The sequence below is a fragment of the Aeromonas sp. HMWF015 genome (assembly GCF_963878965.1).
Lineage (GTDB): Bacteria > Pseudomonadota > Gammaproteobacteria > Enterobacterales > Aeromonadaceae > Aeromonas > Aeromonas veronii.
On record NZ_CAWNZT010000222.1, the window covers coordinates 1 to 24,898 of the forward strand.

General features: G+C 60.2%; 21 protein-coding genes and 1 pseudogene. 16 read left to right on the top strand and 6 right to left on the bottom strand.

Annotated elements, in window-relative coordinates:
• Nucleotides 1-46: 46 nt before the first annotated feature.
• From ftsL to mutT, 16 genes are all read left to right on the top strand, one after another.
• Nucleotides 47-361 (top strand): cell division protein FtsL, encoded by a 315-nt coding sequence (ftsL, locus tag AACS18_RS12100; protein ID WP_108612396.1) that lies wholly within the window; start codon nucleotides 47-49, stop codon nucleotides 359-361.
• Nucleotides 358-2,112 (top strand): peptidoglycan glycosyltransferase FtsI, encoded by a 1,755-nt coding sequence (locus AACS18_RS12105; protein ID WP_005336163.1) that lies wholly within the window; start codon nucleotides 358-360, stop codon nucleotides 2,110-2,112. The genes ftsL and AACS18_RS12105 overlap by 4 nt, the downstream gene beginning before the upstream one ends.
• On the top strand, nucleotides 2,045-3,577 hold the full coding sequence (murE, locus tag AACS18_RS12110) for a UDP-N-acetylmuramoyl-L-alanyl-D-glutamate--2,6-diaminopimelate ligase (protein ID WP_108612397.1): 1,533 nt from the start codon (nucleotides 2,045-2,047) through the stop codon (nucleotides 3,575-3,577). Before AACS18_RS12105 ends, murE begins: the two co-directional genes overlap by 68 nt.
• Nucleotides 3,574-4,929 (top strand): UDP-N-acetylmuramoyl-tripeptide--D-alanyl-D-alanine ligase, encoded by a 1,356-nt coding sequence (locus AACS18_RS12115; protein WP_108612398.1) that lies wholly within the window; start codon nucleotides 3,574-3,576, stop codon nucleotides 4,927-4,929. The genes murE and AACS18_RS12115 overlap by 4 nt, the downstream gene beginning before the upstream one ends.
• Entirely contained in the window at nucleotides 4,923-6,005 is a 1,083-nt protein-coding gene (gene mraY, locus AACS18_RS12120; RefSeq protein ID WP_005355120.1) for a phospho-N-acetylmuramoyl-pentapeptide-transferase, read from the top strand. Before AACS18_RS12115 ends, mraY begins: the two co-directional genes overlap by 7 nt.
• Before the next feature lie 4 nt (nucleotides 6,006-6,009).
• On the top strand, nucleotides 6,010-7,293 hold the full coding sequence (gene murD, locus AACS18_RS12125; protein WP_108612399.1) for a UDP-N-acetylmuramoyl-L-alanine--D-glutamate ligase: 1,284 nt from the start codon (nucleotides 6,010-6,012) through the stop codon (nucleotides 7,291-7,293).
• 91 nt (nucleotides 7,294-7,384) lie between these two features.
• Nucleotides 7,385-8,566: a cell division protein FtsW gene (ftsW, locus tag AACS18_RS12130; protein ID WP_005336154.1), complete on the top strand. Its 1,182-nt coding sequence runs from the start codon at nucleotides 7,385-7,387 to the stop codon at nucleotides 8,564-8,566.
• Entirely contained in the window at nucleotides 8,566-9,648 is a 1,083-nt protein-coding gene (murG, locus tag AACS18_RS12135; RefSeq protein WP_108612400.1) for an undecaprenyldiphospho-muramoylpentapeptide beta-N-acetylglucosaminyltransferase, read from the top strand. Before ftsW ends, murG begins: the two co-directional genes overlap by 1 nt.
• 111 nt (nucleotides 9,649-9,759) lie before the next feature.
• Nucleotides 9,760-11,214, top strand: coding sequence for a UDP-N-acetylmuramate--L-alanine ligase (gene murC / locus AACS18_RS12140; RefSeq protein ID WP_005336150.1), 1,455 nt, complete (start codon nucleotides 9,760-9,762; stop codon nucleotides 11,212-11,214).
• A 97-nt stretch (nucleotides 11,215-11,311) separates the two neighbouring features.
• The gene (locus tag AACS18_RS12145) at nucleotides 11,312-12,064 is read left to right on the top strand and encodes a cell division protein FtsQ/DivIB (protein ID WP_005336149.1); all 753 of its coding nucleotides are present in this window, start codon (nucleotides 11,312-11,314) and stop codon (nucleotides 12,062-12,064) included.
• On the top strand, nucleotides 12,045-13,304 hold the full coding sequence (ftsA, locus tag AACS18_RS12150; protein WP_005336148.1) for a cell division protein FtsA: 1,260 nt from the start codon (nucleotides 12,045-12,047) through the stop codon (nucleotides 13,302-13,304). The genes AACS18_RS12145 and ftsA overlap by 20 nt, the downstream gene beginning before the upstream one ends.
• Before the next feature lie 39 nt (nucleotides 13,305-13,343).
• Entirely contained in the window at nucleotides 13,344-14,495 is a 1,152-nt protein-coding gene (gene ftsZ, locus AACS18_RS12155; protein WP_005336147.1) for a cell division protein FtsZ, read from the top strand.
• A gap of 99 nt (nucleotides 14,496-14,594) precedes the next feature.
• Nucleotides 14,595-15,518, top strand: coding sequence for a UDP-3-O-acyl-N-acetylglucosamine deacetylase (gene lpxC / locus AACS18_RS12160; RefSeq protein WP_108612401.1), 924 nt, complete (start codon nucleotides 14,595-14,597; stop codon nucleotides 15,516-15,518).
• A gap of 140 nt (nucleotides 15,519-15,658) precedes the next feature.
• Entirely contained in the window at nucleotides 15,659-16,564 is a 906-nt protein-coding gene (locus AACS18_RS12165) for a M23 family metallopeptidase (protein WP_042058684.1), read from the top strand.
• Between the two features lie 58 nt (nucleotides 16,565-16,622).
• Nucleotides 16,623-19,343, top strand: coding sequence for a preprotein translocase subunit SecA (gene secA / locus AACS18_RS12170; protein WP_005336144.1), 2,721 nt, complete (start codon nucleotides 16,623-16,625; stop codon nucleotides 19,341-19,343).
• 74 nt (nucleotides 19,344-19,417) lie between these two features.
• Nucleotides 19,418-19,822 carry an 8-oxo-dGTP diphosphatase MutT gene (mutT, locus tag AACS18_RS12175; protein ID WP_042053534.1) on the top strand — a complete coding sequence of 135 codons (405 nt, stop codon included), beginning with the start codon at nucleotides 19,418-19,420 and terminating at the stop codon, nucleotides 19,820-19,822.
• 77 nt (nucleotides 19,823-19,899) lie between these two features.
• Here mutT and yacG read toward each other — a convergent pair whose 3' ends face one another.
• From yacG to tapB, 6 genes and pseudogenes are all read right to left on the bottom strand, one after another.
• On the bottom strand, nucleotides 19,900-20,094 hold the full coding sequence (gene yacG / locus AACS18_RS12180) for a DNA gyrase inhibitor YacG (RefSeq protein WP_005336142.1): 195 nt from the start codon (nucleotides 20,092-20,094) through the stop codon (nucleotides 19,900-19,902).
• A gap of 9 nt (nucleotides 20,095-20,103) precedes the next feature.
• Complete coding sequence (gene zapD, locus AACS18_RS12185; protein WP_181363272.1) at nucleotides 20,104-20,826, bottom strand: cell division protein ZapD; 723 nt, start codon at nucleotides 20,824-20,826, stop codon at nucleotides 20,104-20,106.
• A gap of 37 nt (nucleotides 20,827-20,863) precedes the next feature.
• Nucleotides 20,864-21,478: a dephospho-CoA kinase gene (gene coaE, locus AACS18_RS12190; protein WP_108612403.1), complete on the bottom strand. Its 615-nt coding sequence runs from the start codon at nucleotides 21,476-21,478 to the stop codon at nucleotides 20,864-20,866.
• Between the two features lie 13 nt (nucleotides 21,479-21,491).
• Nucleotides 21,492-22,364 (bottom strand): prepilin peptidase, encoded by an 873-nt coding sequence (locus AACS18_RS12195; RefSeq protein ID WP_108612404.1) that lies wholly within the window; start codon nucleotides 22,362-22,364, stop codon nucleotides 21,492-21,494.
• 61 nt (nucleotides 22,365-22,425) lie between these two features.
• Nucleotides 22,426-23,667, bottom strand: coding sequence for a type II secretion system F family protein (locus AACS18_RS12200; protein ID WP_108612405.1), 1,242 nt, complete (start codon nucleotides 23,665-23,667; stop codon nucleotides 22,426-22,428).
• Between the two features lie 239 nt (nucleotides 23,668-23,906).
• A pseudogene (gene tapB, locus AACS18_RS23430) lies at nucleotides 23,907-24,898 on the bottom strand (PilB family type IVa pilus assembly ATPase TapB); the annotation flags it as partial.

Here is a 24,898-nt window from a genome sequence, read left to right on the forward strand (position 1 = left end):
ACGCAGCTCGGTGCTGCGGGTTGCCGAACGGTTGGCGGAGTAAGCGATGAGCGAAGTGCGTGTTCATCTGGCCAAGGAGATCGTTGCCGATCTCTGGCGGCACAAGCTGCAGATTCTTCTGTCGGTCACCGTGCTGGTTACCGCGTTTGCCGTGATCCTGGTGACCAACATGACCCGTGGTCTGACGGCCAAGCAGAACGATCTGATGGCGGAAGAGGATCGCCTCAATATCGAATGGCGCCACCTGTTGCTGGAACAGGGCACCCTGGCTGAACACTCCCGGGTGGCGAGTCTGGCGATGGACAAGTTGCAGATGGGTCGTCCGCTGGTGACCACCGAGAAGGTAATTACCCAACCATGAAACGCAAGGCTACAGCCAAAGCTGCCAAAGCGAATGTCAAAGCGCCATCGATCTATCCATGGCGCTTTCGTACGCTTGCGGTGTTTATCGGCATCGCGTTTGTGGGTCTGATCCTGCGTCTGGCCTGGATCCAGGTGATCAATCCGGATCGTCTGCGTCAGGAAGGGGACATGCGCTCCCTGCGAACCACCTCTACCCAGGCGGTGCGCGGCATGATCACCGATCGCAACGGCGAGCAGCTGGCGGTTTCGGTACCGGTCGAGGCGGTCTGGGCCGATCCCAAGACAGTACACGAATCCGGTGCCATCAATAATGAGCGAGCCTGGCTGGCGCTCTCCGCCGTGCTCAAGCTCGACATCAATACCCTCAAACACCGCATCGCCAACCCCAGCAAGCGCTTCGTCTATCTGCAGCGTCAGGTGACTCCCGCTGTGGCGGAATATATCAAGGGGCTCAAGCTGGGCGGCGTCTACCTGCGCCCCGAAGCACGCCGCTTCTACCCGACCGGCGAAATCAGTGCCCATCTGGTGGGGGTGACCAACATCGATGGCAGCGGTATTGAAGGGATTGAGCGCAGCTACAACGAGTGGCTGACGGCGACACCCGGCGAAATGCGGGTGCGCAAGGATCGTCAGGGGCGCGTCATCGAGCGGCTTGGCATCGTCAAAGAGGGCAAGAACGCCAACGATCTGCAGCTCAGTATCGATCAGCGGGTGCAGGCTCTGGCCTATCGTGCCCTCAAGCGGGCCACCGACGAGAACAAGGCGACCTCCGGCTCCATGGTGATGCTGGATATCAAGACCGGTGAAGTGCTCGCCATGGTCAACACCCCCTCCTATAACCCGAACAACCGAGGCCAGTATCAGAGCTTCCGGGTACGCAACCGGGTGGTGACCGATACCTACGAGCCGGGTTCGACCGTCAAGCCATTGATTTTGCTCAGTGCCTTGCAGGCAGGTGTCACCAGCTGGAAGGATTTCATTCCCGGTGGGCCGCTCTTTATCGGTGCCAAGCAGATCAAGGACGTCAGTATCCACAAGGCGACCAACCTCTACGATATCCTGCGTTACTCCTCCAACATTGGTATGTCGCGCATTGCGCTGCGGATGCCGGCGCAGGAGATGATCAATACCCTCAGCATGTTCGGTTTCGGCATGGATACCGGCAGCGGGCTGATGGGCGAGAGTAGCGGCATGTTGCCCCAGCGTCGTCGCTGGTCCGATATCGAGCGGGCGACCCTCTCGTTCGGTTATGGCCTGCGGGTCACCCCGCTGCAGCTGGCTTCCGCCTACGCCACCCTGGCCAACAAGGGCAAACGGGTGCCGCTCTCCATCGTCAAGGTGACTACGCCGCCCAAGGGTGAGCAAGTTATTGATCACAACAACGCCGCTGCCATGTTGCAGGCGCTGGAGTATGTGGTCGACAACGCCATTCCAAAAGCCAAGATCCCGGGCTATCGGGTCGGTGGCAAGAGTGGTACCGCCAAGGTCGCCGTCGCCGGTGGCTATGGCAAGGATTACATGGCCTGGTTTGCCGGTTTCGCACCCGCCAGTGATCCCCGTTTCGTCATGGTGGTGGTGATCAACGAGCCAAAAGGCAGCGCCTATTATGGCGGCGCCGTGGCGACCCCACCGTTTGCAGAGGCCATGGGCGGGGTGCTGCAGCTCTTCAATATTCGTCCCGATGCGGTGCCGCCAGCGGTGCCCACCAAACTTGCCCGTACGGAGGCTTCTCTTGTCCCGCGCACTTGATGTATTACTGCGCCCCTTCGGTATCCAGGCGCCGGCGCTCACCCTGACCGATATCCAGCTGGATAGTCGGCGGGTTGGCCCCGGCTCGCTCTTCGTGGCCATTCGTGGTCATCAGATGGATGGCAGACGGTTTATCGAACAGGCGGTGGCTCAGGGAGCGACCGCTGTTGTGTTTGAGGAGGATGGTGAATTTATCCCACCATCGACTCCGGTTCCCTGTATCGGGATGCGGGAGCTGCCCGCTCACCTCTCTGCTCTTGCGGGCTATTTCTACGATCAGCCAGCCCAAAAATTGGATCTGGTCGGGATCACCGGCACCAACGGCAAGAGCACTACGGCACTGCTGGTCGCCAACTGGCGCACCCTGCTGGGTGGCAAAGCGGGTGTGATGGGCACCATCGGCAACGGCCTGTTCGGCAACCTGATCGAAGCGGAAAACACCACCGGCAGCGCCGTGCAGGTGCAAGCCAATCTGGCTGCGCTGCAAGCGCAGGGGGCGGATCTGGTGGCGATGGAGGTCTCCAGCCATGGTCTGGTGCAGCACCGCGTCGCCGCGCTGCCCTTTGTAGCCGCCGTTTTCACCAACCTGAGCCGGGATCACCTCGACTATCACGGCACCATGGAAGCCTATGGCGCCGCCAAGGAGCAGCTGTTGCAACTGGTCGATGAGTCGAATGCAGTGATCAACCGCGATGACGAGCTGGGTTCCAAGTGGCTCGAGAAATACCCGGCTGCGGTGGCGTTCAGCGTTAATGGTCCGATCGAAAACCATTCTGGCCGTCAATTAACGGCGCAGCAGCTTGATTTTCACCAGCAAGGTTTTCGCGCGCAGATTAACTCCAGCTGGGGGAATGGTGTATTATCCGCCCCCTTGCTCGGGCGCTTCAACGTCAGCAATGTGCTGGCCGCGATGGGCGTGATGCTGGTGCTTGGTTACGACTTCCACGAGCTGCTGGCGACAGCGCCTCAGTTGCAACCGGTGACCGGTCGCATGGAGTGCTTTGGCGGTGGCGATACGCCGCTGGCGGTGGTCGATTACGCCCACACACCGGATGCGCTGGAGAAGGCATTGCAAGCCCTGCGGGTGCACTGCACAGGCCAGCTCTGGTGTCTGGTCGGTTGTGGTGGCGACCGCGATCGCGGCAAGCGCCCCATGATGGCCGCCATGGCCGAGCAGTATGCGGATCGCGTGATCCTGACCGACGACAATCCCCGTACCGAGGAGCCGGCCCGGATCATGGCCGACATGGTGGCGGGTCTTCGCGATCCTGCTGCTGTGCAGGTCGAGCACGATCGGGTCAAGGCGATTGCGCTGGCCATCGGTCAGGCGAGCAAACAGGACATCATCCTGGTGGCTGGTAAGGGTCACGAGGATTATCAGATCATTGGAACCGACAAGCGGCACTACAGCGACCGGGAAACCGTTGCGGCCGCCTTGCACACATTATTGGAGTCATTCAAATGATGACCCTCAGGCTTGCCGAGCTGGCGCAGGTACTCAATGCCCGTCTGATTGGTGACGACGGCGAGATCACCGTCGTCAGTACCGACACCCGCACTCTGGGCGCGGGTGCCCTGTTCGTTGCCCTGCGCGGCGAGCGCTTCGATGCCCACGATTTTTGCGAGCAGGCCGTTCAGGCAGGGGCCTCTGCCCTGCTGGTCGAGCGTGAGTTGCCGCTGGCCATCCCTCAACTGGTGGTGACCGACAGTCTGAAAGGACTGGGTCGCCTCGGCAAACTGGTGCGCGAGCGCATCAACCCGAAAGTGCTGGCCATTACCGGCAGTTGCGGCAAGACCACGGTGAAGGAGATGGCAACCGCCATCCTGCGCAACGAAGGGGAAGTGCTGGCCACCGCTGGCAACTTCAACAACGAGGTGGGCGTGCCGCTCACCCTGCTGCGCCTCGAGCCGCAGCACAAGTTTGCGGTGATGGAGCTGGGTGCCAACCATCCGGGCGAGATCGCCTGGACTACCTCGCTGGTCAAACCCGATGCCGCCATCATCAACAACGTGGCGGCGGCCCATCTGGAGGGCTTCGGCTCGCTGGAAGGGGTGTTCCACGCCAAGAGCGAAATCTTTGAGGGGCTGAGCGAGGGTGGCACAGCCATCGTCAATGCCGACAACGAATTCTGGCCGAAGTGGCGGGAACGCGGCATTCACTGCGCTTTCTCCATCGAAGATCAGAGCCAGCCGTTCCATGCGCGCAACCTTGTGCTCAACGAGCGAGGCTGCGCCGAGTTCGTGATGGTAACCCCGCAAGGCGAGCTGAGCCTGACTCTGGCGATCCCGGGTCGCCACAACGTGGCCAATGCGTTGGCTGCCGCCGCGGGCTGTCTGGCCCTCGGCGCATCCCTCGCCTGTGTCAAGGCGGGGCTGGAACAGATGGCGCCGGTCAAGGGGCGCTTCTGCGTGCAGCGCTGGGGCGGTCTGACCCTGGTGGATGATACCTACAATGCCAGCGTGGAATCCGTGCTGGCGGGCATCGATGCCCTGACCGCCATGGGCGGCTTCAAGGTGCTGGTGTTTGGTGATATGCGGGAACTGGGTGAGGAGTCTGCCGAGCAACACGCCCGGGTTGGCCGTCATGCCCGCGAGTGCGGTCTGGATGCCGTGCTGACAGTGGGGGAAGATAGTCGCCACACCGCAGATGCCGCGGCGGGCCGACATTTCGATAACAAGGCGTCGTTGTTTGAAGTGCTTGCGCAAATGATAAATACACATCAGGAAATTTCGATTCTGGTCAAGGGGGCACGTGGCTCCCGCATGGAAGATATCGTCGAGATGGTCAAAGACCGTCAGGAGTCAGCCACATGCTAGTCTGGCTGGCCGAACTGCTCACCCCGCACTTCACCTTCTTCAACGTCTTCTCCTACCTGACGTTTCGAGCCATCCTGTCGATCATCACCGGACTGGGGGTTGCCCTCTGGATGGGGCCACGCCTGATACGTCGCCTGCAGATCCTGAAGTTTGGTCAGGTGATCCGCAACGACGGTCCCGAGTCCCACCTCAGCAAGCGGGGCACCCCGACCATGGGGGGCCTGATGATCATTGCTGCGATTTTCACTTCAGTGTTGCTCTGGTGCCGCCTCGACAACCCCTATGTCTGGCTGGTGCTGTTTGTGCTGGGTGCCTACGGCGCCATCGGCTTTGCCGACGACTACCTCAAGGTGGTGCGCAAGAATACCGACGGCCTGATCGCTCGCTGGAAGTATTTCTGGCAATCCGCGGTAGCGCTGGCGGTGGCGGTGTTCCTCTATGCGACCGCAACCCATGAGGGGCAGACCCAGCTGGTGGTGCCTTTCCTCAAGGATGTGATGCCGCAGCTTGGCCTGATGTTTATCGTGCTGACCTACTTTGTCATCGTTGGCACCTCCAACGCGGTCAACCTGACCGACGGTCTCGACGGCTTGGCCATCATGCCGACCGTGATGGTGGCGGGGGGCTTTGCCCTGATCGCCTGGGCCACCGGTAACGTCAACTTTGCCAACTACCTGCACATTCCCTACGTGCCCTATACCTCCGAGCTGGTGATCGTCTGTACCGCTATCGTCGGCGCAGGTCTGGGTTTCCTCTGGTTCAACACCTATCCGGCGCAAGTATTCATGGGGGACGTCGGTTCCCTGGCACTGGGCGGCGCGCTCGGTACCATCGCCGTGCTGGTCCGTCAGGAGTTCCTGCTGGTGATCATGGGCGGTGTCTTCGTGATGGAGACTGTCTCGGTGATCCTGCAGGTGGGTTCCTACAAGCTGCGCGGCGTGCGGATCTTCCGCATGGCGCCGATCCATCACCACTACGAGAAGAAGGGCTGGCCGGAGCCGCGCGTCATCGTGCGCTTCTGGATCATCACCCTCGTGCTGGTGCTGCTGGGTCTTGCCACCCTGAAGGTGAGGTAAGGCCATGGTCATCATCATCGGATTGGGCAAAACCGGACTCTCCTGCGTCGACTACTTCCTCGGCCGTGGCGTGACGCCATTGGTGATGGATACCCGTGCCAACCCGCCCGGCAAGGATCAACTGCCGCCTGAGGTAGAGCTCATTCACGGTCTCGACGAGGCGCTGCTCAAGCTGGCGCACATGATCGTCGCGAGCCCGGGTATCGCGCTGGCGACCCCCGAACTGAAAGCAGCTGCCGAGTGTGGCGTGCAGATCGTCGGTGATATCGAGCTGTTTGTGCGCGAGACCCAGACCCCGGTCATCGCCATCACCGGCTCGAACGGCAAGAGCACCGTCACTACCCTGGTGGGCGAGATGATTGCCGAAGCCGGTCTCAATGTCGGTGTGGGCGGTAATATCGGCACGCCTGCGCTGGAGCTGCTCAAGCAGCCGATGGATCTCTGCGTGCTGGAGCTTTCCAGCTTCCAGTTGGAAACTACTCACAGTTTGCGTGCTGCCGCCTCCGTGGTGCTGAACCTCTCAGAAGATCACATGGATCGTTATCAGGGCATGGCCGACTATCGCGCCGCCAAGATGGAGATCCATCAGCACTCCAAACACATTCTGGTCAATCGTGACGATGCCCAGACCCTGCCCGATGTGGGTCAGGTGTGGCAGAGCTTTGGTCTCGACTGCAATGGCTATGGCCGTTGCCTGCTGGATGGCCGCTACTGGTTGACGTTGCACGGTGAACCACTGCTGGCGGTAGACGAGATGAAGATCGTCGGTGCCCACAATCAGGCCAACGCGCTGGCCGCCATGGCGCTGTGTGATGCGGTCGGCATTCCTCGTGCGGCTCAGCTTACCGTGCTGCGTCGCTTTGAAGGCTTGCCACACCGTGCCCGCTTCGTACGCGAGGTGAACGGGGTGCGCTGGATCAACGACTCCAAGGCCACCAACGTGGGAGCCACGCTGGCTGCCGTTGCCGGTGTGCGCGAGTCGGTCAAGGGGCGCCTGCTGTTGCTGGCCGGTGGTCAAGGCAAGGGACAGGATTTTGGCCCGATCCAAGCACTGCTGGGTAACCAGATCGATCACATGTACTGCTTCGGTCAGGATGCCGAGGTGCTGCTGGCTCTGGGCGAGCAGACCGAACGGGTGGCCGACCTGGCCGCTGCGGTTGCCAAAGCGGCGGCCGATGCCAAGCCCGGTGACTGGGTGCTGCTGGCGCCAGCCTGTGCCAGCCTCGATCAGTTCAAGTCGTTCGAGGTGCGCGGCGATCGTTTCACCGAGATGGTACAGATGCTATGAACGCCTACCTTGCCAGCCTGAACGGGCTTAACCTCTTCACATCCTTCGACGTTCGCGGTGATCGCCTTACCGCTGAACTGGTGCTGGCGCTATGAACGCCCTTCGCGCAGCAGCAGGTCTGTTCCAGCGCTGGTTGTTACCGGCGCGTCCTGCCGGTCTCTACGATCGGCAGCTGGTACTGCTGGCGCTCTCCCTGATGGCGGTCGGGGTGGTCATCGTGGCCTCGGCGTCGATCCCCGAAGGGATTGCGCTGGGGGATGACCCCTTCATGTTTGTGAAGCGTCACGCCCTGTTTCTGGTGATGGCGCTCGGTATCTCCTGGTTTGTGTTGCAGGTGCCGATGGCGCGCTGGCAACAGCACAACGGCCCCATGCTGCTGCTGGCGATCTTGATGCTGGTGCTGGTGCTGCTGGTGGGCCGCAACGTCAACGGTGCGGTGCGCTGGTTGCCGCTTGGCCCCTTCAACCTGCAGCCTGCCGAGTTTGGCAAGCTGGCGCTGTTTGTCTATCTGGCCGGCTATCTTGTACGGCGCCAGAGCGAAGTGCGCGAAGCCTGGATCGGCTTCCTGAAACCGCTGGCTGTGTTCGGGGTGCTGGCAGTCTTGCTGCTGTTGCAGCCTGACCTGGGTTCCACCGTGGTGATGTTCGTTACCTCGTTTGGCATGCTGTTTCTGGCCGGTGCCCGATTGGGGCAGTTTTTGACCCTGATCGGCGCGGGCCTCGGCTCAGTGGTGATGCTGATCATCGTCGAGCCCTACCGGATGCGGCGAGTGACCTCCTTTATGGATCCCTGGGCCGATCCGTTCGGCAGCGGCTACCAGTTGACCCAGTCGCTGATGGCATTTGGTCGTGGCAGCTGGTTTGGCGAAGGGCTTGGCAACTCCATCCAGAAGATGGAGTACCTGCCGGAAGCGCACACCGACTTCGTGTTTGCGATCCTCGGTGAAGAGCTGGGTTACGTCGGGGTGCTGGGCGCCCTGTTCCTGATTTTTGCGCTGGCGGTCAAGGCGCTCAAGCTGGGGCATCGCGCGCTGGTGGCAGAGCGGCTCTATGACGGTTATCTGGCGATCGGCATTGGCATCTGGTTCAGCTTCCAGACCTTCGTCAACGTCGGCGCGGCCAGCGGCATGATGCCAACCAAGGGCTTGACCCTGCCGCTGGTCAGTTACGGTGGTTCCAGTCTCATCATCATGTCGGTGGCGGTGAGCATGTTGATTCGAATCGATTTTGAGTTGCGTCAGGCGACAGCCCAGGCGCGCGTGCGGGAGGTTTAGTGAGCAAGACTCTGTTGGTGATGGCAGGTGGTACCGGTGGGCATGTGTTCCCCGGTCTGGCCGTGGCCGATCGCCTGAAGGCCCAGGGCTGGACTGTCCACTGGCTCGGCACTGCCGACCGGATGGAGGCGGAGCTGGTGCCCGCCCACGGTTATCCCATCTCCTTCATCGATATTCAGGGGGTGCGTGGCAACGGCATCAAGCGACTGCTGGTTGCGCCCTATCGCATCGTCAAATCGATCCTGCAGGCGCGTCAGGTACTCAAGACCGTTCGCCCTGATGTGGTGCTCGGCATGGGCGGTTTTGCTTCCGGCCCGGGTGGCGTGGCGGCCTGGTTCTCCGGTATCCCGTTGTTGCTCCATGAGCAGAATGCTGCTGCAGGCATGACCAACAAGTTGCTGGCCCGTATCGCCAGGCGGGTCTTGATGGCATTTCCGGGCGCCTTCGCGCCGAGCCGCCGTACCGCCGTGGTGGGCAATCCGGTGCGTCCCGAAGTGGTCGCCCTGCCGGATCCGCAACTGCGCAGCGGGGATGAGCCACTGCATCTGCTGATCGTGGGTGGCAGTCTGGGGGCTCGGGTGCTCAACGAGCAGGTACCTGCTGCGGTAGCGGCATCCGGCGTGCCCATTGAAGTGCGTCACCAGTGTGGCAAGGGCAATGCCGAGACAGTGTCTGCTGCCTATGCCCAGCACGGCATCAATGCCGAGGTGAGCGAATTTATCAAGGATATGGCCAGCGCCTACGCCTGGGCTGACCTGGTGGTCTGCCGTGCCGGTGCGCTGACTGTTTCCGAAGTGGCCGCCGCCGGTGTGGCCGCCATTTTCGTGCCGCTGCCCCATGCGGTGGATGATCACCAGACCCGTAACGCCCTGACACTGGTCGACGGCGGTGCAGCCGAGTTTCTGCCCCAGTCCGAGCTGAATACCGCATCGCTGGCGGCGCGGCTGACCTGGCTGGCTGGTCGCCGGGAGACCCTGTTTAACATGGCGAAAGCGGCTCGCCGCGTCGCCATCACTGATGCGGCCGAGCGGGTTGCCGATGAGTGCAAACAGCTCGCAACCGGGTTGCGTGGTAAAGATTGATGAGCAAGGTTGCAGCGGTGACACCGTGCAGCCTTGTACCTGTATGTATTGATGCCGCCGTGCAGCCGCGCTTTGACGGCACATGGCCTTCGGCAGACTAAAGAGACGATTATGACCAAGGTTGAACTGGCAAAACTGCGTACTGTGATCCCCGAAATGCGCCGCGTGCGTCGCATCCACTTTATCGGTATCGGTGGTGCCGGTATGGGCGGGATCGCCGAAGTGCTTGCCAACGAAGGGTATCAGGTAACGGGTTCTGATCTGGCTCGCAACGCCGTGACCGAGCGGTTGGCCGGACTGGGCGCGCACATCTTCGTCGGCCACAGTGCCGAACACGTCGAGGGTGCTAGCGTGGTGGTGGTCTCTACCGCCATCAAGCAGGACAACCCGGAGCTGCTGGCTGCTCGCGAACTGCGCATCCCCGTCGTGCGCCGCGCCGAGATGCTGGCCGAGCTGATGCGTTTCCGTCACGGCATCGCCATTGCCGGTACCCACGGCAAGACCACCACCACCAGTCTGGTGGCGAGCATCTATGCCGAAGCCGACCGCGACCCGACCTTCGTCATCGGTGGCCTGCTTAACAGTGCCGGTACCAATGCCCGACTGGGCAGCAGCCGCTACCTGATCGCTGAGGCGGACGAGAGCGACGCCTCTTTCCTGCATCTGCAGCCGATGGTCTCTATCGTGACCAACATCGAAGCGGATCACATGGATACCTACGGCGGTGACTTCTCCAAGCTGAAGGCCACCTTCATCGAGTTTCTGCACAATCTGCCCTTCTACGGACTGGCGGTGGTCTGCATCGATGATCCGGTGATCCGTGGCATGTTGCCCGAGATTGCCCGTCCGACCTTGACCTACGGTCTCTCTGACGATGCCGATGTGCAGGTGCTGGATTTTGTCCAGACCACCAACCACAGCTGCTTCCGTGTTCGCCGCAAAGAGGCGGGTGAGCTGCAGGTGACCCTCAATTTGCCGGGTATTCACAACGCATTGAACGCCGCAGCGGCGATAGCTGTCGCGACAGAGGACGGTGTTAGCGATGAGGCCATCATCTCTGCTCTGGCCAAATTTGAAGGGGTTGGTCGTCGCTTCCAGCAGTATGGCGAGTTTGAAACCGGTCGCGGCAAGGCGATGCTGGTGGACGATTACGGTCACCACCCGAGCGAAGTGAAGGTCACCATCAACGCCGCCCGCGCCGGTTGGCCCGAGAAGCGTCTGGTGATGGTGTTCCAGCCGCACCGTTATACCCGCACCCGCGACCTCTACGAGGACTTCGCCGATGTGCTCTCCAAGGTAGACGTGCTGGTGATGCTGGAGGTTTATGCTGCCGGTGAGGAGCCGATCCCGGGCGCTGATGGACGGGCACTGTGCCGCTCCATTCGCTCGCGCGGCAACCTGGAACCCATCTTCGTCGCCACGCCAGATGACGTGCCAGCCGTGCTGGCCGACCTGATCGGCGAGGGGGATTTGGTGCTGACTCAAGGCGCCGGGAACGTCGGGGCACTGGCCCGTCGTCTCGGAGAGATGAAATTGAGCATAGATAGCATGAAATCTGGCGCCTGAGGGCCCAATGAGTATTTTGACCGCCAAGCCGGGGCCTATATAATGGCGAACCGGTCTGTCAAAGGCCGGTTTAGCGCGTGACACGGGGATCGATCGGGTGGAGGCAAGGGCACAGGGGCGCACCAAGGGTGGCTTCATCGCAGGGGTAGCGTTTTTCCTGCTGGTGATATGGGGCTGCTACCGGACGGCGCTGGATGTTAAAGGTTGGCTGACAGATGCCAACCGGTTGCCCATGAGCGAGCTGTTGCTGCAGGGGCAACACCAGTATTTGCAAACCGAAGAGCTGCGGATGGCCGTGCTGGATGGCGCCGAGCTGCGCAACTTCTTCGAATTGGACGTCAACGAATTGCAGGCAAGGCTCAATGCCCTGCCATGGGTGGCCTCGGTCTCGGTACGAAAGAAGTGGCCGAACAAGATCAAGATCTACCTCACGGAACAAGATGTGGCGGCGCGCTGGAATGGCAACCGCTTCGTCAACACCAAGGGCAAGGTATTCAGTGCCCCGGATCGGGTCAAGACGCCGCTGTTGCAGCTGTCAGGGCCGGATGACCAGGCCGCCCGGGTGTTGAAAGAGAGTCGGCAGTACGAGTCGCAACTGGCTGCCAAGGGATACAAGTTGCTGGGGGTGAATCTGACCCCCCGCCATGCCTGGGAACTGACCCTGGATGGCAATATCAAGCTGTTCCTGGGACGCAATGACATTGCGCTCCGGCTGCAGCGGTTTATCGATGCCTTCCCGGTTATCGAACCCCGTGCGCAAGTCGCCTACGTGGATCTTCGATACGACACCGGAATGGCAGTTGGCTGGAAGAAGAGCGAAGAGAAAGTGCATGACCAACACCGCAGATAGGAATTTGATTGTCGGACTGGATATCGGCACAACCAAGGTGGCGGTTCTGGTCGGGGAAGTATTGCCGGACGGTGAACTGAACGTCATCGGTATGGGCAGTCACGCTTCTCGCGGAATGGAGAAGGGCGGGGTCAACGACCTCGACTCCGTGGTCAAGTCACTGCGCCGTGCTGTGGAAGAGGCCGAGATGATGGCGGATTGCCAGATCAGCTCGGTCTATCTGGGGTTGTCCGGCAAGCATATTGACTGCCGCAACGAGACCGGCATGGTGCCCATCTCCGACGAAGAGGTGACTCAGGAAGACGTGGACAACGTGATCCACACTGCCAAGTCGGTTCGCCTCTCCGATGAGCTGCGTGTGCTGCATGTACTGCCTCAGGAGTTTGCCATCGATTATCAGGAAGGGATCAAGAATCCGGTTGGCCTCTCCGGTGTGCGGATGGCAGCCAAGGTTCACCTGATCACCTGCCACAACGACATGGCTCGCAACATCGAGAAGTGTGTGGAGAAGGTCGGTTTGCGCGTGGATCAACTGATCTTCTCCGCGCTGGCCTCCAGCTATGCCGTGTTGACCGAAGACGAGAAAGAGCTGGGTGTCTGCGTGGTGGACATCGGTGGCGGCACCATGGATATGTCGCTGTTTACCGGCGGTGCCCTGCGCCACACCAAGGTGATCCCGTACGCTGGCAGCACTGTGACCAGCGACATCGCCTACGCCTTCGGCACGCCGCCGCTCGACGCGGAAGCGATCAAGGTGCGCTACGGCTGTGCCCTCGGCCGTCTGGTCAGCAAGGAAGACAATATTGAAGTCCCCAGTGTCGGCGGTCGTCCGGCGCGCAGCCTGCAACGGCAGACACTGGCTGAAGTGATTGAGCCCCGTTACACCGAGTTGCTCTCCATGGTGAATGATGAGCTGGTGCGGGTACAAAGCGAGTTGAAAGCGCAGGGGGTCAAGCATCAGCTGGCAGCCGGTGTGGTCTTGACCGGCGGCGCTGCCCAGATTGAAGGCATTGTGGAGTGTGCAGAGCAGATCTTCCAGAGCCAGGTCCGGGTGGGAGAGCCCATGAACATACGTGGTTTGAGTGATTACGTGCAGGCGCCGGTGTACTCGACTGCGGTCGGGTTGCTGCAATATGGCCGCACCCATCAAGCCACAGGTAGCAACAAAGAATATGCCGCCAAGGCAAGCGTCGGTGGCCTGGTCAAACGGGTTAGCAACTGGCTGCGTGGCGAGTTCTAAGAATTTTGCTGAGTCAGGCAAATAAAGCGGAGAGACAACATGTTTGAATTTATGGATAGCCACACTGACGAAGCCGTCATTAAAGTGATCGGTGTAGGTGGCGGCGGCGGTAACGCTGTCGAACACATGGTTCGTCAAAATATTGAGGGTGTTGAGTTCATTACCGTCAACACCGATGCCCAGGCACTGCGTAACTCCAGCGCCAACACTACCCTGCAGATCGGCGGTGGCATCACCAAGGGTCTGGGTGCCGGCGCTAATCCGGAAGTGGGTCGTGATGCGGCCATGGAAGATCGCGAAGCGCTGCGTGAGCTGCTGACCGGTTCCGACATGGTGTTCATCGCCGCCGGTATGGGTGGTGGTACCGGTACCGGTGCTGCGCCGATCGTGGCCGAAGTGGCACGCGAGATGGGCATCCTGACCGTTGCTGTGGTGACCAAGCCGTTCTCCTTTGAAGGGAAGAAGCGGATGGGCTTCGCCGCGCACGGCATTGAGGAGCTCTCCAAGAACGTCGACTCCCTGATCACCATCCCCAACGACAAGTTGCTGAAGGTGCTGGGTCGCGGTATCTCCCTGCTGGATGCCTTCAAGGCGGCCAACGATGTACTGCTTGGCGCGGTACAGGGCATTGCCGAGCTGATCACCCGTCCGGGCTTGATCAACGTCGACTTCGCGGACGTGCGTACCGTAATGCGCGAAATGGGTACCGCCATGATGGGTACCGGTTCCGCCTCTGGTGATGACCGTGCTGAAGAAGCGGCCGAGAAAGCCATCTCCAGCCCGCTGCTGGAAGACGTGGATCTGGCTGGTGCCCGTGGCATCCTGGTCAACATCACTGCCGGTATGGACATGACCATCGAAGAGTTCGAAACCGTGGGTAACGCGGTCAAGGCCTTCGCTTCCGAGAACGCCACTGTAGTTGTGGGTACCGTAATCGATCCGGAAATGCACGACGAACTGCGTGTGACCGTGGTTGCTACCGGTATCGGTGCCGAGCGCAAGCCGGACATCACACTGGTCAAGAGCAGCCAGGTGCAAGAGCGCCCGGTGCGTCAGCCGCTGGTTAGCGACATGATGCAAGGCCGCGTGATGGACGAAGCCCCGGCCAAGGTGGTCAACGCCGAGCCGCAAGCTCGTCGTGAACCGGATTACCTGGATATTCCGGCGTTCCTGCGCAAGCAAGCTGACTAAGCCTCATATGGCTCTCGTTTGTTTGTTGTTCAAGGAATGTGCTAAGATGGCCTGCCAACGACTATCTGGTCCGGATTTTAAGCTGTTTAGGGTACACCCATGATTAGACAAAGAACCTTGAAAACGAGTGTACAGGCGACTGGTGTCGGCCTGCATTCGGGCCGGAAAGTCACCATGACGTTCCGTCCGGCGCCTGTGAACACAGGAATCGTTTACTTGCGTACCGACCTGAATCCTGTGGTGGAGCTGCCAGCCAATGCCGATCAGGTGCGCGATACCGTGCTCTGTACCGCTCTGGTCAATGAAGCCGGTGTCCGTGTCTCTACCATTGAGCACCTCTCCGCCGCGCTGGCCGGGATGGGGATCGACAACCTCTACGTTGAGGTTGACGCGCCCGAGATCCCGGTGATGGACGGCAGTGCGCATCCCTTTATCTACCTGCTGCAGGAAGTCGGGAGCCGTGAGCAGAATGCTGCCAAGCAGTTTGTGCGGATCAAGAAGAGCATCCGGGTTGAAGACGGCGACAAGTGGGCGGAATTCCACCCCTACCGCAACGGCTTCAAGATGGATCTCGAGATCGATTTCCAGCATCCTGTCTTTGAAGGGCGCAATCAGCGTTGCGTACTGGACTTCTCCGGTGCCTCCTTCGTGAAAGAGATCAGCCGTGCCCGTACCTTCGGGTTCATGCGTGATATCGAGTACCTGCGTTCCCAGAACCTGGCGCTGGGCGGAAGCCTGGAAAACGCCGTGGTACTGGACGACTATCGGGTGCTGAACGAAGACGGTTTGCGTTATGAGGACGAGTTCGTCAAGCACAAGATGCTGGACGCGATCGGTGACCTCTATATGTGTAACCGCAGCATCATCGGTGAGTTCCGTGCCTACAAGACCGGACATGCACTGAACAACAAGCTGCTGCGTGCCTTGCTGGCCGAGCAGGAGGCTTGGGAACTGGTGACCTTCGAGGGTGAGGGCGACAAAGCGCCTATCGCTTACTACGATAACGGTCTGGTTCTGGCCTGATAGCTGTGCAACGGAACGTCGGTCCTCTCTCCGCACCGACGTTCCGTCATTTGTTTACTCCATCCTTTAATACCGATTATCTCCCGGTTTTATTTCCCGTGCAGGCTCCTGGCCGCACCTGACCGAGCAGACTGATTTCTATGAGCATTACCCTGATCCTCCACGGCAAGCAGCGACGCAAGTTGCACCTGCCCAAACAACGTCTGGCCTGGGTCGGCGGTATTCTCTTCTCCCTGTTGGCCCTTGGTGGTGGTTGGCTCTGGCAGAGCTGGCACCAGAAAATGGAGGCGCTGGAAGTGGCGCTTGCCGTTGCCGAACAACAGTCCGTTGACCAGAGTGGCGACGAAGCCCGTGAACAGTTGGCAATGCTGGCTGCTCAGGTGGGCACCATGCAGGGCCAGCTTGGCCGTCTCAATGCCCTCGGCGAGCGATTGACCGAGCAGGCCGATCTCGATCCCGACGAGTTCAATTTCAAAGAGCTGCCCCCGATGGGCGGCCCTTCTTATGATGAAGATCTGGAAGTGAGCCTCAACGAGCTGCAAGCCTCGATGAAACACCTCAGCCAGCAGCTCAGCAGCCGCGAAGAGCAGCTGTCGGTACTTGAATCTTTCATCATGAATCACCATATCACCGATGCCGGTTTTATTTCCGGCACGCCAGTCAAACAGGAGCGAGTTTGGGTCTCGTCCGGGTTTGGTGGACGGGTCGATCCGTTCAACGGGCGTGCCAAGATGCACAAAGGGGTCGATTTCCGTGGCAAACCCGGAACCCCGATTCTGGCCACCGGGCCCGGCATTGTCAGCTGGGCGGGCCGTCATCCGGAATTTGGCAATATGGTGGAGATTAATCACGGCAATGGCCTGGTCACCCGCTATGCCCACAACTCCAGGTTGCTGGTCGAGGTGGGCACCCTGGTTGATCAGGGTCAGAAGATTGCCTTGATGGGACGTACCGGTCGCGCGACCGGGGTCCATCTGCATTACGAAGTGTTGAAAGATGGTCGTCAGGTCAACCCCGCACGCTTTCTCAGTGCCAGCCGGGGTTAGGTTTTTTTCTTCAGTTCCAGTGACGGAACGCTTTTATAACCAGAAATAGTTGGTACCCATGATTAGCACACTGCTTACCAAGATTATCGGCAGCCGGAACGACAGAACGCTCAAGGCTTTGCGCAAAATTGTAAAACAGATCAATGCCATGGAGCCGCAGTTCGAGGCTCTGTCCGATGCCGAGTTGCAGGCCAAAACGGCCGAATACCGTCAGCGTATCGAGCAGGGTGAGACGCTGGAGCAGCTGCTGCCGGAAGCGTTCGCGACCGTGCGTGAAGCCTCCAAGCGGGTGTTTGGCATGCGCCACTTCGATGTGCAGCTGATCGGCGGTATGGTGCTGAACTCCAACCGCATCGCGGAAATGAAAACCGGTGAGGGTAAGACTCTTACGGCGACTCTGCCAGCTTACCTGAACGCCCTGAGTGGCCGTGGTGTGCACGTGGTAACGGTGAACGACTACCTGGCCAAGCGTGATGCGGAGGCGAACCGCCCGCTGTTCGCCTTCCTCGGCATGACCGTCGATTGCAACGTGCCTGGTATGGACGCATCCCAGAAGCGTGACGCCTACGCCGCCGACATCACCTACGGTACCAACAACGAATTCGGTTTTGACTACCTGCGCGACAACATGGCTTTCTCGCCGGAGCAGCGCGTACAGCGCCCGCTCAACTACGCGCTGGTGGATGAGGTGGACTCGGTGCTTATCGATGAAGCCCGTACTCCGCTCATCATCTCTGGCCCGGCCGAAGACAGCTCAGAGCTCTATATCCGCGTCAACAAGCTGATCCCGCTGCTGGTCAAGCAGGACAAGGAAGACACCGAAGAGTACACCGGCGACGGTCACTACACAGTAGACGAGAAGAACCGTCAGGCCCTGCTGACCGAAAACGGTCAGATATTCGTGGAAGAGCTGCTCAAGAAAGAGGGGCTGCTGGACGAGAACGATTCCCTGTTCTCCGCCTCCAACATCAGCCTGCTGCACCACGTCAATGCGGGTCTGCGTGCTCACACCCTGTTCGAGCGCAACGTGGACTACATAGTCCAGAAAGACGAGATCGTCATCGTTGACGAACATACTGGCCGTACCATGCCGGGTCGTCGCTGGTCCGATGGCCTGCATCAGGCCGTTGAAGCGAAGGAAGGGGTGAAGATCCAGAACGAGAACCAGACGCTGGCATCCATCACCTTCCAGAACTACTTCCGTCTCTACAACAAGCTGGCGGGCATGACAGGTACTGCAGATACCGAAGCCTTTGAATTCCAGCAGATTTATGGCCTGGATACCGTGGTTATCCCGACCAACAAGCCGATGGTGCGCAAGGACATGGGCGATCTGGTCTACCTGACAGCCAATGAGAAGTATGCCGCCATCATCGAAGATATCCGTCAGTGCGTGGCCAAGGGCCAGCCTGTACTGGTTGGTACCGTCTCTATCGAGAACTCCGAGCTGCTCTCCGGCATCCTGACCAAGGAGAAGATCCCGCACAAGGTGCTGAACGCCAAGTTCCACGCCATGGAAGCGGAGATCGTCGCCCAGGCCGGTCAGACTGGCGCGGTGACCATCGCGACCAACATGGCCGGTCGTGGTACCGACATCGTGTTGGGCGGCAACTGGCAGGCAGAGATTGCCAAGCTGGAGAACCCGACCAGCGAGCAGATTGCCGAGCTGAAAGCCGCCTGGCAGGTGCGTCACGATGCGGTGCTGGCCGCCGGTGGTCTGCACATTATCGGTACCGAGCGTCACGAATCCCGTCGTATCGACAACCAGCTGCGCGGCCGTTCCGGTCGTCAGGGTGACCCGGGCTCTTCCCGTTTCTATCTCTCCATGGAAGATACCCTGATGCGGATCTTCGCCTCCGATCGCGTGACCGGCATGATGAAGAAGCTGGGCATGGAAGAGGGCGAAGCCATCGAGCACCCGTGGGTCACCAAGGCGATCGAAAACGCCCAGCGCAAGGTGGAAGGTCGCAACTTCGACATCCGCAAGAGCTTGCTGGAGTTTGATGACGTTGCCAACGACCAGCGCAAGGTAGTCTACGAGCAGCGCAATGAGCTGCTGGATACCAATGATATCTCCGAGACCATTCACGTTATCCGTGACGACGTCTACGGCGCGGTGATCGACGAGTACATTCCGCCCCAGTCTCTGGAAGAGATGTGGGACGTGCCGGGTCTGGAAGCGCGCCTGAAGGCGGACTTCGCGCTGGATCTGCCGCTGCAACAGTGGCTGGCGGAAGATGACAAGCTGTATGAAGAGAAACTGCGCGAGCGCATTCTGGACGAAGCCACCAAGCTCTATGCCCACAAGGAAGAGCTGGTCGGCAAAGAGGTGCTGCGCAACTTCGAGAAGGCGGTGATGCTGCAAACTCTGGATGGTCTGTGGAAAGAGCATCTGGCGGCCATGGATCACCTGCGCCAGGGCATCCATCTGCGCGGTTACGCCCAGAAGAACCCCAAGCAGGAGTACAAGCGCGAATCCTTCGATCTGTTCACCCAGATGCTGGAAACCCTCAAGCGCGACGTGGTCAGCATCCTGAGCCGTGTTCAGGTCCAGGAGCGTGATGTGGAAGCGATGGAAGAGCAGCAACGCCAGCAGGCGGAAGCCGCTCCCCGCACCTATACCCACGCCGCCGCTGAGAGCCAGCTGGCCGATGAACAGGCCGCAGGCGAAGAGGGGCACACCACCTTCGTTCGTGACGAGCAGAAGGTCGGTCGCAACGATCCCTGCCCGTGCGGCTCCGGCAAGAAGTACAAGCACTGCCACGGTCAGTTGACCTGATCGACGCTATGCCATAACAGGCGGGCCAAGTGCCCGCCTTGTTATTGGTGGCAACAAGCGAACAGAGGTAATTGATGGAACAGAAAAAACGGATCTGGGTGGCGGTTGGCGTCATCGAGAATGAACGGGGCGATATCTTCATTGCCAGACGCTCCTCCGATCGCCATCAGGGGGATCGCTGGGAGTTTCCCGGTGGCAAGGTAGAGTCGGGCGAGGATCTGCTCACCGCGCTGGATCGGGAGCTGTGGGAAGAGATCGGCATCCGGGTTTTGGATTGTGCCCCCTTCATGGAGCTGCAGCACGACTACCCCGAGAAGCAGGTATTGCTGGATATCTGGAAGGTGACCCGTTTCAGCGGCGAGCCGTTCGGCAAGGAGGGGCAGGAGTGTCTGTGGGTGCCGGTGGCCGAGCTGAACAACTACCACTTCCCCGATGCCAATGGCCCGATTGTCGCGCGGCTACAGGGTCTGCTGGCGTGAGCCGGTAGCAATTGACAAGCATGAAAAAAGGGCCAATCGGCCCTTTTTTCATATTGAAGAGGTGCGTGACCAGGGGCTTATAGCCACTGATCGCCCTCTTCCGGCTCCGGCAGCAGGTCCGGGTTGATCTCCCCCGGGATCCGCTTCTCTTCATCGGCCCATTCGCCGAGATCGATCAGCTGGCAGCGCTTGCTGCAGAAGGGTCGGAACGGACTCTGCGGGCCCCATTCCACTTCGCTCTGACAGGTCGGACACTTTACCTTGGTGACCATAAGCGCTCCTTAGCAGCAGGCGAGCTGGAACGGCACGTCGCCAATCGGCTGTTCTGCGGTGGGCAGAAAGCGCAGGGCGAAGCGGTTCTTGTGGCCGCTCAGGGTCGGGTAGCAGAACAGATTGCCCGGCAGCTTGATGCGGATCAGCTCGGCGCTCTCGGCGGTGTCCTGGAAGAAACCGTTGCTGGCAATCTGCTCACTGAAGCTGCCTGATTCGCGCCACAGGCGCAGCAGCAGGGTGATGGCATTCATCAGCAGGTTGATGTCGCTCAGCCAGCCTTGCATCTGCTGGTGACGGGCGATGGCCGGGGTACCGAGCCAGTGGTGCAGCTGCGGCACATCGAAGGCACACAGGCCACCGGGGATGGAGAAGCGCTGGCGGATGGAGCCGAGCAGACGATCCTCTTTCAGGCGGGCACCCGGGCGTGGCGAGTTGAGCAGGTTGCGAGAGAGCTGGCTGCTCTCTTGCTGCATCAGTTTGATCTGCTCCAGATCGACATCGGGCAGGCTGGCCCAGTGGCTCAGACGCTGGCCGAGACGTTCCAGATCCTTGATGAGGTCGGCGCGCAGGTCACCACGCTCCAGCAACTCCTGCAGATCGAACAGCCCCTTGAAGAAGGCGATATGTGCCCAGGATTGTTCACTCTCCAGATTGTCGCGGATCTGGGAAAACAGGGACTCCAGACGAAGATAGGTCCGGCTTTTTTCATTGAGGGGGAAATCGTAAATCATGCCTAATCCTGGCCAGCCATAAACCGGCCTAGTGTACTCACACTTGGCGGCCTTGTTGAGAGGCAATTGCCAGATATGTCTCGTGCAGCGCCAAAATCCGCGTTTTAATCGCCATTTCGCTGCCATTGTGGTTTTCGATGACATCATCCGCCGCAGCGAGACGTTCCGACCGGCTCGCCTGAGCGGCGATGATGGCCTTGGCCTGCTCGGCTGATACCCCATCACGGCGACAGGTGCGCTCAATCTGGGTGGCTTCATCCACATCGATCACCAGCACCCGGTTGGCGAGGCCGGTGAGTTTGTTCTCCACCAGCAGCGGCACCACCAGCAGGCAATAAGGAGAACTGGCTGCGGCACACTGGCGCAGCATTTCACTGCGAATAAGCGGGTGAAGCAGGGCATTGAGCCACTCCTTGGCCTGCGGGTCGCTGAAGACCCGCTCACGCAGAGCGCGACGGTCGAGTTGACCGCTCGGAGCAATCACATCAGGGCCAAAATGGTCGGCGATGGCAGCAAGGGCCGGGGTGCCCGGCTCGACCACTTCGCGGGCGATCACATCGGCATCCACCACCTCGATACCCAGCGCGGCAAACTGATTGGCGATAGTGGTCTTGCCGCTGCCGATACCACCTGTGATAGCAACTACATACATGGGGGCCTCTTGCTCAAAGCAGGGTAGAGAGATACCAGCGGGTGATGGTATCGCCCCATAGCAGGGCGATCCAGCCCGCTATGGCGAGGTAGGGGCCGAAGGGGATGGGCTTGCCCTGATGGTGTTTGTGCAAGGCGATCAGGCTGATGCCGATCACGGCGCCGACCAGGGATGAGAGCAGCAGAATTATGGGCAGCGCCTGCCAACCGAGCCAGGCGCCCAGCGCCGCCAGCAGCTTGAAGTCGCCATAACCCATCCCCTCCTTGCCAGTGAGCAGCTTGAAGGCCCAGTAGAGGCTCCAGAGCACCAGATAGCCCGCCATGGCGCCGATCACTGCATCAGCTAAGGGGGCGAAGCCACCTGCCAGATTGAACAGCAGCCCGCCCCACAGCAGAGGCAGGGTGAGCTGGTCGGGCAGCAACATCTTGTCGAGATCGATGAAGGTGAGGGCGACCAGCACCCAGGTCAGCAACAGGGCGGCCAACGTACCCCAGCCCGGCGTTATGACCATGGCTACGGCCACCGAGAGCAGGGCGGTCAGCAGCTCTACCAGCGGATAGCGGGCCGAGATGGGAGCCTGACAGTCGCGGCAACGCCCTTTGAGCCAGAGCCAGCTCAGCAGCGGGATGTTCTCCAGCGCAGTGATGGCGTGGCCACAGTGAGGACATGCGGAGCGGGGGACCATCAGGTTGTAGCGTTCAGGCGCAGTGGCTTCCTCATCGGGGGAAAAGTAGCCGTGATACTCGGCCTGCCACTCCCGCTCCAGCATGATGGGCAAGCGGTGGATGACCACGTTAAGGAAGCTGCCGATCATGAGGGAGAAAAGAAAAACCAGCGAGAAGTAGAGCCAGGGCAAGCTGTGAGCCAGCTCGAGAAGAAGTGTCATAACCAACCATCAGTCATTGAATGAGGGGGAGGGCATGGCTGTGGTGCCATGCTCTGATAAATCAGCCTACCACGTCGCCAAGCTTGAAGATGGGCAGGTACATGGCGATCACCATACCGCCGACCAGCACCCCGAGCACCACCATGATGAGGGGTTCCAGCAGGCTGGTGAGGCCATCGACCAGATCATCCACCTCCTGTTCGAAGATAGTGGCGACCTTGGAGAGCATATCATCGATGGCACCGGACTCCTCACCGATCATCACCATCTGGATCACCATGTCGGGGAAGAGATCGACGGTGCGCATCGCCACGTTGATCTGCATACCGGCCACCACCTCGTTGCGAATGGCCATGACGGCGGTGCGATAGACATAGTTGCCGGAGGCACCTGCTGCCGAAATCAGCGCATCCACCAGCGGGATACCGGCGGAGAAGGTGGTCGACAGGGTGCGGGCAAAGCGAGCCATCGCCGCCTTGTGCAGGATCATCCCGACCACCGGAATGGTGAGGACGAACTTGTCGGTATTGTCTTTTACCTTCTGGGAGGCCCGCCAGGCCCGCACGTAAAGGAAGATACCAAGGGCCGTGCCACCAAAGAAGACATACCACCAGTTCTGCATAAAGCGGGAGATGCCGATAACAAACTGGGTGAACACCGGCAGCTCGGCGCCGAAGCTCTTGAAGATATCCTCGAACTGCGGAATGACGAACAGCAGCAGGATGGAGGTGACCACGATGGCGACCAGAATGACCATGGTGGGGTAGAACATCGCCTTCTTGATCTTCGACTTGAGCGCTTCCGACTTTTCCCGGTAAGTGGCGATACGGTCGTAGATGGTCTCCAGCGCACCGGATTGCTCACCGGCTTCCACCAGATCGCAGTAGAGATCATCAAAGTAGAGGGGATGGCGGCGCAGCGCCTCCGACATGGGGGTGCCAGTCTCCACATCGGCGGCAATCTGTCCCATCAGCTCGCGCATCGAGGCTTTCTCGTGGCTGCGGGCGATGATCTGCAGGCTCTGTACTAGTGGTACGCCGGCGGAGAGCATGGTGGTGATCTGACGGGAGACGATGGCGATATCCATCGGCTTGATCTTGGCGCCGCCCTTGGAGAAGAGCCCTTGGGATTTCTTGGTTACCTTGGTGACGTTGACCCCCTGCTTGCGCAGTTCGGTCTTGACGGTGTTGATGCTGTCGGCCTGCAGCTCGCCGGAGACCTTCTGCCCCTTGCGGTTTACCCCGTGCCAGCGGAAGGCGAAGACTTTCTTGGGGGCATTGTTCTTTTTCGTTAGGGTTGCCATCTTTGCATCCTGCAATGGGGTTGGTTGTCAGAGTCGGACTCTGCACGTCACCAACCTGGTCAAGGTGCCCGACTGGCTTGATGCCTGCGGGGGACTGATAGGGTGGGTGGTACCTTCTTGGCGCCAGCCCAGTTACTTGAATATCTGATTACTCCGTTGTCCTGACTATCGTCCGTCCCGTATTCGTGAACGACCGATAGGCTCTGCCAACCAAACCGGCGGTTCGTTCCGCACACGGATCAGTTGGTGGTGACCCGGTTGACCTCGGCCAGACTGGTGACCCCGAGCCGGGCCTTCTCCAGTCCCGAGGTGCGCAGGGTACGCATCCCTTCCTTCTGGGCGATAGCGGCGATTTGCAGGGAGTTGGCCCCTTGCATGATCAATTTGGCGATGTTCTCCGACATCAACATGATTTCGTAGATGCCGACCCGCCCCTTGTAGCCGCCGGAACACTCCTTGCAGCCGACCGGTTTGAACAGTCGCAGCCCCGCCGCCAACTGCTGCGGCGTAAAGCCCAGCTCCAGCAGTTCTGCTTCCGGCACAACTTCCGGTGCCTTGCAGTGGTCGCACAGTTTACGGGCCAGCCGCTGGGCCATGATCAGGGTCACCGAGGAGGCGATGTTGAAAGCCGGAACCCCCATGTTCATCATCCGGGTCAGGGTCTCGGCGGCGGAGTTGGTATGCAGGGTGGAGAGCACCAGGTGGCCGGTCTGGGCCGCCTTGATGGCGATCTCGGCGGTTTCGAGATCGCGAATTTCCCCCACCATCACCACATCCGGGTCTTGCCGCAAGAAGGAGCGCAAGGCGCTGGCAAAGGTGAGCCCCGCCTTGGGGTTGACCTGCACCTGATTGACGCCGGGCAAGTTGATCTCTACCGGATCTTCGGCGGTAGAGATATTTACCTCGGTGGTGTTGAGAATATTGAGGCCGGTATAGAGCGAGACCGTTTTGCCCGAGCCGGTGGGGCCAGTCACCAGGATCATCCCCTGCGGCTTGGAGAGGGCGCGCAGGTACTGCGCCTTCTGGCGGTCGTCAAAGCCGAGTTGCTCGATATTGAGGCGTGCCGCCGAGGAGTCGAGCAGACGGATAACGATCTTCTCCCCCCACATGGTGGGCAGGGTGTTGACCCGCATATCCATCGATTTGTTGCGCGACAGCTTCAACTTGATGCGGCCATCCTGTGGCAGCCGCCGCTCGGCAATATCGAGACGTGCCATGACCTTGAGGCGGG